This is a genomic window from Streptomyces sp. NPDC004752, assembly GCF_053601275.1.
In genome coordinates this window covers 1-13882 of the sequence record NZ_JBSGBN010000081.1, presented here as the reverse complement: position 1 = coordinate 13882, position 13882 = coordinate 1, and the positions used below count along the sequence as shown (strand labels likewise).

The window sequence follows — 13882 nt, the reverse complement described above, 5'->3', positions numbered from 1 at the left end:
GGTCGCAGCTCTTAGAGCGTCTTGCCGGTGGCCGGGCCGACCAGGAGGCCGTCGCCGAAGGCGTCCACCCGGACCGTGTCGCCGTCCTTGACCTCCCCGGCGAGGATCTCCTTGGCGAGACGGTCACCGATGGCGGTCTGGACCAGGCGGCGCAGCGGCCGGGCACCGTAGGCCGGGTCGTTGCCCTCGTCCGCGAGCCAGGCCAGTGCCTCGGGGGTGACCTCCAGGGTGAGCCGGCGTTCGGCCAGGCGCCCCGCCAGCCGGTCGATCTGGAGCCGGGCGATCCGGGCCAGCTCGTCCTTGCTCAGGGCCGAGAAGACGACCAGGTCGTCCAGCCGGTTGAGGAACTCGGGCTTGAAGGAGGCGCGGACCATCTCCAGCACCTGCTCCTTCTTCTCCGACTCGCTGGTGGTCGGCTCGACCAGGAACTGGCTGCCCAGGTTCGAGGTCAGTACGAGGATCGTGTTGCGGAAGTCGACCGTACGGCCCTGTCCGTCGGTCAGCCGGCCGTCGTCCAGCACCTGGAGGAGGATGTCGAAGACCTCGGGGTGCGCCTTCTCCACCTCGTCCAGCAGCACCACGCTGTACGGGCGGCGGCGCACCGCCTCGGTCAGCTGGCCGCCCTCCTCGTAGCCGACGTATCCAGGAGGCGCGCCGACCAGCCGGGCCACGCTGTGCTTCTCACCGTACTCCGACATGTCGATGCGGATCATGGCCCGCTCGTCGTCGAAGAGGAAGTCGGCGAGCGCCTTGGCGAGTTCGGTCTTGCCGACGCCGGTCGGGCCGAGGAACAGGAAGGAGCCGGTGGGCCGGTCGGGGTCGGCGATGCCGGCCCGGCTGCGCCGCACCGCGTCGGAGACGGCGCGCACGGCCTCGGTCTGGCCGATCAGCCGCCGTCCCAGCTCGTCCTCCATGCGCAGCAGCTTCTGTGTCTCGCCCTCCAGCAGGCGCCCGGCGGGGATGCCGGTCCAGGCGGCGACGACGTCGGCGATGTCGTCGGAGCCGACCTCGTCCTTCACCATGGTGTCCTTGGCGGCCTCCTCCTCGGCCTGAGAGGCGGCCTCCAGTTCCTTCTCCAGCTGGGGGATCTCGCCGTACAGCAGCTTGGAGGCGGTGTCGAAGTCACCGTCGCGCTGGGCGCGTTCGGCCTGGCCCCGCAGGTCGTCCAGCCGTTCCTTCAGCTCGCCGACCCGGTTCAGGGACTGCTTCTCCTTCTCCCAGCGGGCGTTGAGGCCGCGCAGTTCTTCCTCCTTGTCGGCGAGGTCGCGGCGCAGCTTCTCCAGGCGGTCCCGGGAGGCCGGGTCGGTCTCCTTGGCCAGCGCCAGCTCCTCCATCTTCAACCGGTCGACGGCACGCTGGAGTTCGTCGATCTCGACGGGCGAGGAGTCGATCTCCATGCGCAGCCGGGAGGCGGCCTCGTCCACCAGGTCGATGGCCTTGTCGGGCAGGAAGCGGGAGGTGATGTAGCGGTCGGAGAGCGTGGCGGCGGCCACCAGCGCGCTGTCCGCGATCTGCACCTTGTGGTGGGCCTCGTAGCGGCCCTTGAGGCCGCGCAGGATGGCGATGGTGTCCTCGACGGTCGGCTCGGCGACCAGCACCTGCTGGAAGCGCCGCTCCAACGCCGGGTCCTTCTCGATCCGTTCGCGGTACTCGTCGAGGGTGGTGGCGCCGACCATGCGCAGCTCGCCGCGGGCGAGCATCGGCTTGAGCATGTTGCCGGCGTCCATGGCGGAGTCACCGCCGGCCCCGGCCCCGACGACGGTGTGCAGCTCGTCGATGAAGGTGATGATCTGCCCGTCGGAGTCCTTGATCTCGGCGAGGACCGTCTTCAGCCGCTCCTCGAACTCGCCCCGGTACTTGGCGCCCGCGACCATCGCGCCGAGGTCGAGCGCCACCAGCCGCTTGTCCTTCAGCGACTCGGGCACGTCGCCCTTCACGATCCGCTGGGCGAGGCCCTCGACGACCGCGGTCTTGCCGACGCCGGGCTCGCCGATGAGCACGGGGTTGTTCTTGGTGCGACGGGACAGCACCTGGACGACCCGCCGGATCTCGTGGTCCCGCCCGATGACGGGGTCCAGCTTGCCGTCCCGGGCCGCCGCGGTGAAGTCGGTGCCGAACTTCTCCAGGGCCTTGTACTGGCCCTCGGGGTCGGCGGTGGTCACCCGTCGCCCTCCCCTCGCCTTCTGGAAGGCCGCCTGCAGCTTCTTGGCATCGGCGCCCTGCCGGGACAGCACCTCGCCGGCCGCGCCGCCCTTCGCGGCGATGCCGATGAGCAGGTGCTCGGTGGAGAGGTAGTCGTCGCCGAGTTCCTTCGCGCGCTTGGCGGCGTCGGCGAGGACGGCGAGCAGTTCGCGGTTGGGCTGCGGGGGTGCGACGGTGGACCCGGTCACGCTGGGCAGTCCGGCGAGCACCCGCTCGGTCCCGGAGCGCACGGCGGCCTGGTCGGCGTCGACGGCGGCGAGCAGGTCGGTGATGTTCTCGTTCGCTTGATTGCCTCGCCCTTGGAGCAGGGCCAGCAGCAAGTGAGCAGGCGTGAGGTCGGGGTGACCGTCGGTAACGGCCCTGTTGCTGGCCGCGTTGATCGCGTCCCGGCTCCTGTTGGTCAGCTCGGCGTCCACGTTCGCGTTCTCCTCCTCGGCGTCGGCTTGTCGGCCACGTCTCCCAGTGCTGACTTAACCAACGTACACAAAGTTGAGTCTATTCCACTCAAGGCAGTACTCGGGAGCCTCCGGGGGATACCTTCCGGATCCATGAGCCGACCCGCCGTGGAATACGCCGTGGACCTGGACGCCCCGCACACGTCGTACCTCGCCTTCTGGCGGGAGCGCCACCTGTGCACCCTGACGACCCTCCGCCCGGACGGCACCCCGCACGTCGTGCCCGTCTCCGTGACCTTCGACCCCGCGGCCCGGCTGGCGCGGGTGATCACGAACGGGGCGAGCGCCAAGGCGGCGCATGTCGTCGCGGCCGGCCCTGGCGGTGCCCGGGTCGCCGTCTGCCAGGTGGACGGCCGCCGCTGGGCCACCCTGGAGGGCCGGGCCCTCGTCCACACCGACCGGGAGCGCATCGCGGAGGCGGAGCGGCGTCATGCCGAGCGGTACGAGCGGACGCCGTCGCCGAATCCGTCCCGCGTGGTGATCGAGATCCGGGTGGAGCGGGCGCTGGGGCGCGGGTGACGCCGGAGCCGGGTCCGCCGGACCCGGCCGCGCCGGGTCGAGCAGAGCCAGGCCATGCCGCATCATTTCAAACCTCGCCGGGGCGAACCGCACCGGGTCAAGCCCCATTCCCGGCCGAGTCCGCAGGCGGCCGCAAGCGGTTTTCGGCCAGCATGAGAACGCGATGATGTCGCGAAATTTCCCCTGAAACTGCAGCGGCGTCACCGTGTTCAGGTCACGGTGACGCCGCTGCTGGGGGAAGCGCCTGAGCGATCTTTTACGACGGGGGAATCGCGTCAGGCACTGCGGGGGGTGGCCGAGAGGGTCCTCAGATCCGACACCTCCGGCTCGGCGAGCCGGTGGTCCCGTTGGTCCAGGTTCACAAAGATCATTCCGTACCGGATGGCACATCGCACGGGTTGCGGCGCCCCTCGGGGCTTCCTCAGACACCGGTACGCCCGCACGTCCTCGTCCTCGTCCCTCGTGACGACGACCGGCTCGCCGAACACGGTCACCATCAGCGAGTCACCGTTGTGGGGGATGGCGGTGACCAGGTCGATGAAGTGCCAGCCGGAGCGATAGGCGGTCGCCATCTCACGGCGGAAGGATCGGTCGTCGGGTGGCGTGGTCACATCAGCTCCCGGCTCCATCTGCCGGCGGGAGCGGCCACGAGGTGTTGTCCTCGCCCATCACGATGCTCGGCCAGCTGGTGTTCGCCCGAGCCTCGCCCTTCTCGCCGGAGAAGCCACCCAACGCACCGACGGCCACGAGGGCGGAGAAGGCGGCGACAAGCACCGAGCGAAGCATTTTCTTACGCATAGTCGGCTTCGTCCTCACTTGAAGGTCCCCTTTTCCCCCGTCGGGTACGACGATGGCTTATTCGGGCACGTCATGGCCACACAATCGGTGCATCATGTTCCTGCATGTTCAGGACCCTGGGGGGTGGAGATTTGGAAACGAATCACGCAAAAGCGACACATCCCCATGCTGTGACGGAACTGTGCGAGGACGGTGGCCGCATCTACGCCGCCGCTCTACGCACGGGACGCGTCGCGCGCACAGATGTCGAAGCCGCCCCCTGCCTTGTGGAGTTCGGCCTGCTGCACCCGGACCCGGACGATCCGGACCGGCTGCGTCCGGTGCCTCCCGCGGTCGCCCTGGCGCAGCGGCTCAGCCCCGTCGAACGTGAGATATCCGAGCGCCGGCGGCTGACCATCGAACTGGCCGACACCTTCGAGCCGTTCATGACCCTGAGCACGCAGGCCACGACGAGCAGTGACTCGATCACCCTGCTGGAGGGCAGCGAACGGATCAACGCCGCGCTCAACCTGGCCACCGAACAGTGCCGCACGGAGGTGCTCACGGTCCAGCCCAGCGACCGCATCTCCGAACGGAGCGTGCTCAAGGGCCTGGAGCGCGACCGGCCGCTGATCGAACGCGGCGTCCGGATCCGCACCCTGTACCAGCACACCGCCCGCCACAACCCGGAGAAGCTGGCCTACGCCGCGCGCCTCGCCTACGGCAAGGCCGAGTACCGCACCATCGACGAACTGGTGGAGCGCCTCATCATCTGCGACGACACCGTCGCGTTCATCCCCATCCGCGACGACCAGCAGGTGGCCCTGGAACTGCGCCAGCCGGGCCTGGTCCGCTACTTGGTCAAGGTCTTCGAGTTCATGTGGAGCCGCGCCGTCCCGCTGAGCACGGACGGGCCCTACGAGGCCGCCCCCGACGGCATCACGGACATCCAGCACTCGATCGCCAAGCTCCTCGTCGAGGGCCATGTCGACGAGGCCATCGCCCGCCGCCTCGGCATGAACGTACGCACCTGCCGCGCCCATATCGCCAAGCTGGCCCAGGCCCTGGGCAGCGGCAGCCGCGCCCAACTCGGCTATCTCATCGCACGCTCGGGGATCCTTGATCAGGAAGACTGAGCGGACCGACGCCCGCGGTGCGCGGCGGACCGTCCAGGCCCACCTGGGCGATGCGCACGCCCAACTGGGTACGGCTGGCCGCGCCGAGGGTCTCCGACAGCCGGGCGATATGGGCACGGCAGGTACGGACGCTGATGCCGAGGCGCTCCGCGATCACCGCGTCCTGGTGGCCCTCCGCGAGCAGCGCGGCGATGGACTGCTCACGGTGCGAGATGCCCTCGATGCCGGTGTCCGGGAGCGGGGCGGTCAGCGGGATCGCCAGCCGCCACAGCCGTTCGAACACGGTGACCAGATACCCGACCAGCGCCGGGTGACGCAGCTCAAGCGCCATCGTGCGGTCGGTGTTGGCCGGAATGAAGGCGACCGTGCGGTCGAACAGGATCAGCCGGTCGATGACCTCGTCCAGGGTGCGGGCCTGCACCGCATCGCCCATCAGCTCAAGGTAGTTGAGCAGCCCCTGGCCGTGCCGCGCCACATGCGTGTACAGGTCGCGCATGCGCACGCCCCGGCCGCGCAGCGCCAGCGCCCGGTGCAGACCCTCGGTCAGCTCGGCCTCCCGCCGGATGCCGCCGGGCTGCACCGTCAGCACCTCGGTGGTACAGGCGTTGGTCGCCTCGTCCATCGCCGCCTGGATCCGGGACAGCCCGTCCAGGACCCGGATCGCGCCGCCCTCGGCCGGGGCGGACGAGAGGGCCCGGAGCTGGCGGCCGATCCCCGCGTACCGCTCGAAGGCCGCCACCGCCGAGCCCACCCGCCGCTGGCTCTCCCTGACCTCGTCGTGCACCCCGCGCAGCAGCCGGGTCATGACCTCCTGCGGCGAGGTCGGCACCAGCCAGTCCATGTCGTCCGGGTCCGGGTGCAGCAGGGCGAGTTCCAGCAGACAGGGCACCGGCTCGGCATCCGTGCGCGGCACCCGGCCGCGCCGTACGGCCCGGGAATACACGCGGTCCCCGACTTCGCACAGACGATCCGCACCGTGTGGATGCTCCTCCGTTCCCCACCCGGCCATCGCGCATTCCACCCCCGGTTGCTGCCACTTCCGCAGCGCAACTATGCGCGGCCCCGACCGGCACCGCAACACGGCACTCCCCGCCGTGCCCAGGGAAAACCACCGGTATCTCCTGCTTCCTCCCGGCGTCCTCCGCGCCCCTGAACACCCCCTCCGCGGCCCTCCGCGCCCCTGCGTGAGAAGCTGCTGCCCACCCCGCCCGGCACCCGCGCAGCGACCAACCCCCACCCGACAACCCCGACCCGTCCCTCCACCGACAGCACGCCCGTCAGCGGGATGAGCAGGGCGTGTTCAGGCAAAACCGGGCGTGGACGCGCACACCCCGCACCGGCAAGCCCCGTGCACGCCACGCACCGGCCCCTGGACGGCCGCTCCGTCACCCCGGGCAACAACGCCCCCGGGCGAACACCCCAGGAATCCCACAACAGGCGTCAGCCCCCAGGGACATGGCCCGCCCCACCCGCCCGAGTGAATACAGCGCACTGCATCTTGACCGCGCCATACGCGGTCGGGTAGGCGCAATGGGCGCGACGGTCCGAGCCCGGACCGCCCGCTCTCGGACGCGTGCGTCGGCGGCCTTGAGCGCCTTGATGGCGCCGCCCGCCATAGCACCCGCGTCAAGCGGAACTGCTGAACTGCTGAACTGCTGAACTGCCCAACGAGTACGCAACACCAAGTCCACCCGCCCCTGTGAAAATCTGGCGGAGACCATGCCGGACACCCTCTACCGGCTCTCCACCAAAACTCTCTGTACCGGCTCTCCGTCAACGGGAGTTCGAGCAAAGGGAGTTCGGGTGAAAGCCGTCAGTCGTTCTGCTGCCGCTTCGGCCGCCACACCACGAGCGCGCTGGTCTGCTGGACCTCCTGGTACGGCACCAGGTCCCGGCGGTAGGAGGCGTGGACGGCGGCCTCGCGCTGCCGCATGGTCGCCGCCGCGCCGTCCAGGGCCGCCTCCAGTTCCGCGACGCGGGACTGGAGGGCGGCGACCTGGTTCTCCAGTTCGATGATGCGCTTGATACCGGCCAGGTTGATGCCCTCGTCCTGCGACAACTGCTGCACCTGGCGGAGCAGTTCGATGTCACGGGCCGAGTAACGGCGGCCCCGTCCCGCGGTGCGGTCCGGGGAGACCAGGCCGAGCCGGTCGTACTGGCGCAACGTCTGCGGGTGGAGTCCGGAGAGCTGGGCCGCCACCGAGATGACGTAGACCGGGGTCTCCTCGGTCAGTTCATACGGGTTACGTCGACGGCCGTCCATCACTCTCAGGCTCCCTTCGCGGCCTCGAACAGCTCCGCCCGCGGGTCCTCGCCCACGGTCGCCTCGCGATACGCCTCCAGCGCGTCACGAGCCTTCCCCGTCAGGCCCTTGGGAACACTCACCTCGACGGTGACCAGCAGGTCCCCACGGGTGCCGTCCTTGCGGACCGCGCCCTTGCCCCGGGCCCGCATGGTGCGGCCGTTGGGCGTGCCCGGTGGCAGCTTCAGCGTGACGGTGGGACCGCCCAGGGTGGGCACCCGGACCTCGCCGCCGAGCGCCGCCTCGGCGAACGTCACCGGGACGGTCACCGTGAGGTTGTCGCCCTTGCGGCCGAACACCGCGTGCTCGCCGACGTGCACGACCACGTAGAGGTCGCCCGCCGAGCCGCCCCGCTCGCCGGGGGCGCCCTTGCCGCGCAGCCGGATCCGCTGCCCGTCCGTCACCCCCGCGGGGATACGGACCTGCATGGTCCGGGACGACTTGGCGCGGCCGCTGCCCTTGCACTCCAGGCAGGGGTGCTCGGCGATCAGACCGCGGCCCTTGCAGTCGGGGCAGGGGTCGGTGAGCGAGAACCCGCCGCCCGAACCCCGCGCCACCTGCCCGGTGCCGACACAGGTCGGGCACACCCGCGGTGTGCCGTTCTTGTCACCGGTGCCGGAGCATGCCTTGCAGGGAGCCTGCGAGGACATCCGGAGCGGCACCGTGGCGCCCTCGATGGCCTCCGTGAAGCTCAGCGTGACCTCGGACTCGATGTCCTGGCCGCGCCGCGGCTGGGTGCGCGTGGTGCCCGTGCCGCCCCGGTTGAACAGGCCCCCGAAGACATCGCCGAAGCCGCCGGCGCCGCCGCCCTGGGCGTTGCCCCCGAAGAGGTCGCCCAGATCGAAGTTGAAGTTGCCGCCGCCCGCGCCCGGCCCCGGGCGGTACCCGCCGTTGCCGAAGAGGGCGCGCGCCTCGTCGTACTCCTTGCGCTTCTTGGCGTCGCCGAGGACGTCGTTCGCCTCGGAGATCTCCTTGAACCGCTCCTCGGCCCGGGCGTTGCCCTTGTTGGCGTCCGGGTGATACTCGCGGGCGAGCTTCCGGTACGCCTTCTTGATCTCCGCCTCGGTGGCGTCCTTGGGGACGCCGAGGACCTTGTAGAAGTCCTTCTCGATGAAGTCCTTGGTGCTCATCCCCGACGTCCCTCCTTCCGACCGGTGCTTACGTCAGCCCTCTTCCGGGCCACCGTTCTCCTTGTCATCGCCGGAGCCGGTGGAGCCGCCGGAACCGGTGGAACCGCCCGACGCACTCTCTTCGCCGTCCTCCGCCTTGGCGGGCTGCGCCCCGGGCTGGGGCTCGGCGACGGCCACCCGCGCGGGGCGGATGGTGCGCTCGCCGATCCGATACCCGGGCTGCAGAATCGCCACGCACATCGTCTCGCTGACGTCCGGCGCGTACGAGTGCATCAGGGCCTCGTGGATCGTCGGGTCGAAGGGCTCGCCCTCCTTGCCGAACTGCTGCAGGCCCAGCTTCGCCGCGACGGTCTCCAGCGATTCGGCGACGGACTTGAATCCGCCGACGAGTTCGCCGTGCTCCCGGGCCCGGCCGATGTCGTCGAGCACGGGCAGAAGCTCGGTCAGGAGGTTCGCGATGGCGATCTCCCGGACCGCGACCCGGTCGCGCTCGACGCGGCGGCGGTAGTTCTGGTACTCGGCCTGGAGGCGCTGGAGGTCCGCAGTGCGCTCGCCCAGCGCCGTACGCACCTGGTCCAGCTGGGCGACCAGGCCGGCGTTCCGGCTTGCGTCCCCTGCCGGGGCCGCCGCCTCCTCCGAGGAGGGAGAGGCGGCCTGCGGCTCGGCGTCTTCGGGGGTGGCGCCTGAGGGGACGTCGGGCTTCTCGTCGAAGCCCGGGGTCTCCTCCGTCACGCGGCACCGTCCTTGCGCTCGTCGTCCACGATCTCGGCGTCGACGACATCGTCGTCGGCCTTGGCCCCGGACGCACCCGGGGTACCGGCGGCGGCCGGCCCGGTCTGGGCGTCGGCGTACATGGCCTGGCCCAGCTTCTGGGAGACGGCCGCGACCTTCTCCGTCGCGGTGCGGATCTCGGCCGTGTTGTCGCCCTCGGCGGACTCGCCCTTGAGCTTCTCCTTCAACTCGGCGACGGCGGCCTCGACCTCGGTCTTGACCTCGCCCGGGACCTTGTCCTCGTTGTCCTTGAGGAACTTCTCCGTCTGGTAGACCAGCTGCTCGCCCTGGTTGCGGGTCTCGGCGGCCTCGCGGCGCTTGTGGTCCTCCTCCGCGTAGCGCTCGGCCTCCTCGCGCATGCGGTCGACCTCGTCCTTCGGCAGCGAGGAGCCGCCGGTGACGGTCATCTTCTGCTCCTTGCCGGTGCCGAGGTCCTTCGCCGTGACATGCATGATGCCGTTGGCGTCGATGTCGAAGGAGACCTCGATCTGCGGGACGCCGCGCGGCGCCGGGGGCAGACCGGTCAGCTCGAACATACCGAGCTTCTTGTTGTAGGCCGCGATCTCACGCTCGCCCTGGTAGACCTGGATCTGCACCGACGGCTGGTTGTCCTCGGCCGTGGTGAAGATCTCCGAACGCTTCGTCGGGATCGTCGTGTTGCGCTCGATCAGCTTGGTCATGATGCCGCCCTTGGTCTCGATGCCGAGGGACAGCGGGGTCACGTCGAGGAGCAGGACGTCCTTGACCTCACCCTTGAGGACACCGGCCTGGAGCGAGGCGCCGATGGCGACGACCTCGTCCGGGTTGACGCCCTTGTTGGCCTCCTTGCCGCCGGTCAGTTCCTTGACCAGTTCGGCTACGGCGGGCATACGCGTGGAACCGCCGACGAGGACGACGTGGTCGATCTCGCTGAGCTGGATGCCGGCGTCCTTGATGACGTTGTGGAACGGGGTCTTGCAGCGCTCCAGCAGGTCCGCGGTCAGCTGCTGGAACTGGGCGCGGGTCAGCTTCTCGTCCAGGTGCAGCGGGCCCTCGGCGGACGCGGTGATGTAGGGCAGGTTGATCGAGGTCTCGGTGGACGAGGACAGCTCGATCTTCGCCTTCTCCGCAGCCTCACGCAGACGCTGCAGAGCCATCTTGTCCTTGCTCAGATCCACGCCGTGGCCGGACTGGAACTGCTTGACCAGGTAGTCGACGACGCGCTGGTCCCAGTCGTCACCGCCGAGGTGGTTGTCGCCGTTGGTGGCCTTCACCTCGACGACGCCGTCACCGATCTCCAGGAGGGACACGTCGAAGGTGCCGCCGCCGAGGTCGAAGACGAGGATCGTCTGGTCGTCCTTGTCGAGGCCGTAGGCGAGCGCGGCCGCCGTGGGCTCGTTGACGATGCGCAGGACGTTGAGGCCCGCGATCTCACCGGCCTCCTTGGTGGCCTGACGCTCGGAGTCGTTGAAGTACGCCGGGACGGTGATGACCGCGTCGGTCACCTTCTCGCCCAGGTACGACTCGGCGTCCCGCTTCAGCTTCTGCAGGATGAAGGCGGAGATCTGCTGCGGGTTGAAGTCCTTCCCGTCCAGCTGGATCTTCCAGTCGGTGCCCATGTGGCGCTTCACCGAGCGGATGGTCCGGTCCACGTTGGTGACCGCCTGCCGCTTGGCGACCTCGCCGACGAGCACCTCGCCGTTCTTGGCGAAGGCGACGACGGACGGCGTGGTCCTGGCACCCTCGGCGTTGGTGATGACGGTGGGCTCGCCGCCCTCCAGAACGCTGACGACGGAGTTAGTCGTGCCCAGGTCGATGCCGACCGCACGTGCCATGGTGATTTCCTCCAGCTGACTTGAGTGGAACGGACTCAAGTGTGCACGAGGCAGGCCACCGGGTCAACAGACCTGAGTCAGCCGGACTCAACTCTTATCCGCTCCTTACACGCAACTGGGTGCTGACCTGCGAAGACGTAACACGCCGGGACCCATACACCGGAACACGCAGCAGCAGGAGAACGACGACCAGCGCACCGCCCGCCACCCACAGCACGCTCTCCTCGCCCGCCCACCCGGTGTGCGCGAGCACCCCGACGAGCACCCCGGAGAACGCCCCGGCCGCCGCCAGCACGGTGGCCCCCTGCGGGGTGAGCCCGAGCCGCCGCAGCCGGTGCGCCACATGGTCGCGGCCCTCGCGCAGCAGCGGCCGGCGGGCCATCCGCCGCGACACCACCACGAGCACCACATCGGCGCCGGCGAGGGCCGTCAGCGAGAACAGCACCCCCGCGCTGGATCCGATCCCGTACCCGGCCCGGGTGACCACGCCCGCCGCGGCCAGCAGGAACCCCGTGAACAGCGAGCCGCAGGCGCCGAGCCCGATCCGCGCGGGATGCCAGTTGTGCATGAGGAACCCGGTGAGCGCGGCGGCGAGCACACTGAGCAGCACGGCCAGCCCGTCCATCACCTCGGCGGCGGCACAGGCGCCCACACCGAAGGCGGTCACCACCCCCACGGTCCCCGCGAGCCCGTCGGCGTGGTCCAGGGCCCGGAAGGCGAGCGCCACGAACACGATCCACGCCACGGCCAGCAGCCCGGCGGGCACCCCGGTCTCCTCGTACGGCACGACTCCGGCCGCCGCCACCGCCGTACCGGCCACCAGCACCCGGGCCCGCAGCCGCCACACGTCGGCGATCAGCCCGAGCAGGGCGACCCCGGCGCCCGCGAGGAGCAGCCTGCCGACGCCGTCGCCGAGCGGCGCGACCCGCGTCCACTGCCCGGCACCGGCGACGAGACAGGTGACGAGGACGACGGCCGCGCCGCCGAACAGCGGCACGGGCCGCCGGCACCGCCGGTCGACGACGCGGGCCCGCAGTCCCGGCGCGCGGAGCAGCGCCGCGAGCACGGCGGTGAGCAGCAGGGCGGTGGTGGCGGCGAGGATCCCGTAGAGCACGGATCCAAAGTAGGCGCAACCGGAGCAATTCAGTACGAATAACACGATCTAATCACCTGTCGGATGGAATCACCTGCCGGATGGAGCGGACCCGGTGAACCGGCGGCGCCGGGTGACGCCGGGCTGGGCCGTTCGGCGCCGTTCGGCGCTCCCGTGGGAGCGAAGGAGTGACCCGGCCGCAAGACCAGGCCGCTGCGGGCGGCTGCCGAGCCGGGCGGGGCCGCAGGCCCGAACATGATCACCCCGGCCGAACAATGACCGCCGCCGCCCTCCGACAACCGGCCCACACAGCGCACGGGGCCGACTCACCACACGAACCGCCGCCTGGGGGCACCGACCGCGGCCAGAGACACCGTCGCGGACGCGGTCGCGGTGGCGGCGCACAGCGTCGCACCCCTCACCCGTCACGGCGCCCCGCCGAGCCCGCGACGCCCCCACCTCGCCGCCGACCTCAGCCATCACCCCACCCCACCGGGCCCACCCCACACCCTCACCCGTCACCGCACCCCGCCAAGCCCCCATGCCCGCATTCCCCCCTCCCCGTCCCGCCACCGAGTCCTGCCCGCACCCCGCGCCACCTGGCCCGCGTCCGCCTCCGGGCCGCAGCCATCACCCCCGCTCCTCCGCCTCGCCGACCACCCCACTCAGGGGCCCCTCAGCGACTCAGATCACCCCGCACCCGGCTACAGTGCGAAGCAAGATGGGGGTAGTCTCAGACGAACTGCATAAGTTACCGCTTAGTAATTTCGAGGCCGCCGCACAGGAGCCCCAATGCAACTCGCCGCGATCATCGTGTCGCTGGTCCTGATCGTGGTCGGCGTGGCACTGTTCGGCCGCGCCCTCCTCCAGCTCTACGCCTTCATGCGCCTCGGCCAGCCGGTACCGGCCGGGACCAGGACCAACAACCCCAAGCAGCGCACCATCACCGTGGTCAAGGAGTTCCTCGGCCACACCCGGATGAACCGCTGGGGCATCGTCGGCGTGGCGCACTGGTTCGTGGCGGTGGGCTTCTTCTCCCTGCTGTTGACGATCGTCAACGCGATCGGGCAGCTCTTCCAGGCGGACTGGGTCCTGCCGATCATCGGCGACTGGGCACCGTACAACGTCTTCGTCGAGTTCCTCGGCACGATGACCACGCTGGGCATCCTGACCCTGATCGTCATCCGCCAGCTGAGCAAGCCGAACCGGCCTGGCCGCAAGTCCCGCTTCGCCGGCTCCAACTTCGGCCAGGCCTACTTCGTCGAGGCCGTCATCCTCATCGTCGGCGTCTGCATCTTCATGCTGCACGCCCTGGAAGGCGCCCAGCACCACGTGGACGGCTACGAGGCGTCCTTCTTCATCTCGTACCCGGTCGTCTCCTGGCTGGGCGGCATGGACGTCGCCACGCTCCAGAACCTCACCTACTTCTTCGCCGGCCTGAAGATCGCGACCTCCTTCATCTGGATGATCACGGTCGCCCTGAAGACCGACATGGGTGTGGCCTGGCACCGTTTTCTGGCGTTCCCGAACATCTGGTTCAAGCGTGACGCGGACGGCGGTACGGCTCTCGGTGCCCTGCAGCCCATGGCGTCGGGCGGCAGGCCGATCGACTTCACCGACCCCGGCGACGACGACGTCTTCGGCGTCTCACAGGTCGAGCAGTTCTCCTGGAAGGGCCTGCTG

At 70.1% G+C, this 13882-nt stretch carries 11 protein-coding genes and 1 pseudogene; 3 read left to right on the top strand and 9 right to left on the bottom strand.

The window, feature by feature from the left end:
* Positions 1–11 precede the first annotated feature (11 nt).
* Positions 12–2618, bottom strand: a complete 2607-nt coding sequence (gene clpB, locus ACWEKM_RS29195) for an ATP-dependent chaperone ClpB (RefSeq protein WP_451624241.1) — start codon at positions 2616–2618, stop codon at positions 12–14.
* A gap of 132 nt (positions 2619–2750) precedes the next feature.
* On the opposite strand from clpB, the gene ACWEKM_RS29190 reads away from it, so the two are divergent.
* Positions 2751–3176 (top strand): pyridoxamine 5'-phosphate oxidase family protein, encoded by a 426-nt coding sequence (locus ACWEKM_RS29190; RefSeq protein ID WP_451624240.1) that lies wholly within the window; start codon positions 2751–2753, stop codon positions 3174–3176.
* Positions 3177–3451: 275 nt separating this feature from the next.
* On the opposite strand, the gene ACWEKM_RS29185 is transcribed toward ACWEKM_RS29190, so the two are convergent.
* The gene (locus tag ACWEKM_RS29185) at positions 3452–3787 is read right to left on the bottom strand and encodes a hypothetical protein (protein ID WP_451624239.1); all 336 of its coding nucleotides are present in this window, start codon (positions 3785–3787) and stop codon (positions 3452–3454) included.
* A 1-nt stretch (position 3788) separates the two neighbouring features.
* Positions 3789–3974 (bottom strand): hypothetical protein, encoded by a 186-nt coding sequence (locus tag ACWEKM_RS29180; RefSeq protein ID WP_451624238.1) that lies wholly within the window; start codon positions 3972–3974, stop codon positions 3789–3791.
* Between the two features lie 104 nt (positions 3975–4078).
* Between ACWEKM_RS29180 and ACWEKM_RS29175 the strand changes: the two genes are divergently transcribed.
* The gene (locus ACWEKM_RS29175; RefSeq protein WP_451624237.1) at positions 4079–5089 is read left to right on the top strand and encodes a helix-turn-helix transcriptional regulator; all 1011 of its coding nucleotides are present in this window, start codon (positions 4079–4081) and stop codon (positions 5087–5089) included.
* Here the strand turns inward: ACWEKM_RS29175 and ACWEKM_RS29170 are convergent.
* The 6 genes from ACWEKM_RS29170 to ACWEKM_RS29145 form a co-directional block, all read right to left on the bottom strand.
* Positions 5052–6098 (bottom strand): LuxR C-terminal-related transcriptional regulator, encoded by a 1047-nt coding sequence (locus ACWEKM_RS29170; RefSeq protein ID WP_451624236.1) that lies wholly within the window; start codon positions 6096–6098, stop codon positions 5052–5054. The genes ACWEKM_RS29175 and ACWEKM_RS29170 overlap by 38 nt on opposite strands.
* Before the next feature lie 804 nt (positions 6099–6902).
* Complete coding sequence (locus tag ACWEKM_RS29165; RefSeq protein WP_121891550.1) at positions 6903–7352, bottom strand: heat shock protein transcriptional repressor HspR; 450 nt, start codon at positions 7350–7352, stop codon at positions 6903–6905.
* Positions 7353–7357: 5 nt separating this feature from the next.
* The gene (gene dnaJ, locus ACWEKM_RS29160; protein WP_451624235.1) at positions 7358–8521 is read right to left on the bottom strand and encodes a molecular chaperone DnaJ; all 1164 of its coding nucleotides are present in this window, start codon (positions 8519–8521) and stop codon (positions 7358–7360) included.
* Positions 8522–8554: 33 nt separating this feature from the next.
* A complete protein-coding gene (gene grpE, locus ACWEKM_RS29155; RefSeq protein ID WP_451624234.1) occupies positions 8555–9253 on the bottom strand; it encodes a nucleotide exchange factor GrpE in 699 nt (232 codons plus the stop codon).
* A complete protein-coding gene (dnaK, locus tag ACWEKM_RS29150) occupies positions 9250–11106 on the bottom strand; it encodes a molecular chaperone DnaK (protein ID WP_451624233.1) in 1857 nt (618 codons plus the stop codon). Before dnaK ends, grpE begins: the two co-directional genes overlap by 4 nt.
* Positions 11107–11200: 94 nt before the next feature.
* A complete protein-coding gene (locus ACWEKM_RS29145) occupies positions 11201–12220 on the bottom strand; it encodes an MraY family glycosyltransferase (protein ID WP_451624232.1) in 1020 nt (339 codons plus the stop codon).
* A 771-nt stretch (positions 12221–12991) separates the two neighbouring features.
* Here ACWEKM_RS29145 and ACWEKM_RS29140 point away from each other — a divergent pair.
* Positions 12992–13882 (top strand): annotated as a pseudogene (locus ACWEKM_RS29140) (Fe-S oxidoreductase); the annotation flags it as partial.